Source organism: Pseudomonas sp. WS 5410, assembly GCF_012985645.1.
Classification (GTDB): domain Bacteria; phylum Pseudomonadota; class Gammaproteobacteria; order Pseudomonadales; family Pseudomonadaceae; genus Aquipseudomonas; species Aquipseudomonas shahriarae.
Genome location: NZ_JAAQWS010000059.1, coordinates 1 through 601, shown reverse-complemented (window position 1 = coordinate 601; position 601 = coordinate 1). Strand labels below are relative to the sequence as shown.

1 protein-coding gene and 1 pseudogene are annotated in these 601 nt (G+C 54.2%); both read left to right on the top strand.

The features are described from left to right. A pseudogene (locus HBO24_RS29425) lies at positions 1-248 on the top strand (hypothetical protein); the annotation flags it as partial. 22 nt (positions 249-270) lie between these two features. Next, a partial coding sequence (locus tag HBO24_RS29330; protein WP_262381572.1) for a hypothetical protein occupies positions 271-601 on the top strand: 331 nt, incomplete at its 3' end.

Here is a 601-nt window from a genome sequence, read left to right as displayed (position 1 = left end):
ACCTCGGGGCAGAGCAAACACAGCCAGGAGTTTACAGGTATAGCTGGTCCGCTTTTTCACCGCTAAACACTGGCGACTACATGCTTTTAAACAATATCGCCATGGACATGGCGGGCACGGTATCAAGGCAGGGCGTAGTCCAAGCGGTCTGGGATTACGGCGGGAACAGGCTAGTGATTCAGGCTACTGGAGTAGACCTGCCGACCGCGCAGTACATCTCGGTAGTCTTTGCGAAGCCAACTTCTTAAATTAGATCAAGAGAACCCACTCATGGCCAGACAGGAAATTAACCTCGGCGCATTGCCGAACGGTGCAGGGGGCGATACTACGCGCTCTGCGAACACTAAGATTAATGATATGACGCAAGAGCTGTATGCGGTTGCCGCTGGCCTGGGCACTGCTGCAGGTGCGACCTTGACCGTGGGCAATACCGATACCACGCCAGGGAGGGCGCTAAAAACTGGAGACTTTGGGGTTGGGGCAGATAGCGTTCTGATCACCGACTGGAATGATGCATACGACAATTTCGGCGGAGCATTCATTGCCGGAAATGCGGGGTATCCAGGCGGTACCGGAGAATCGATCAATGCAACCGGCATAA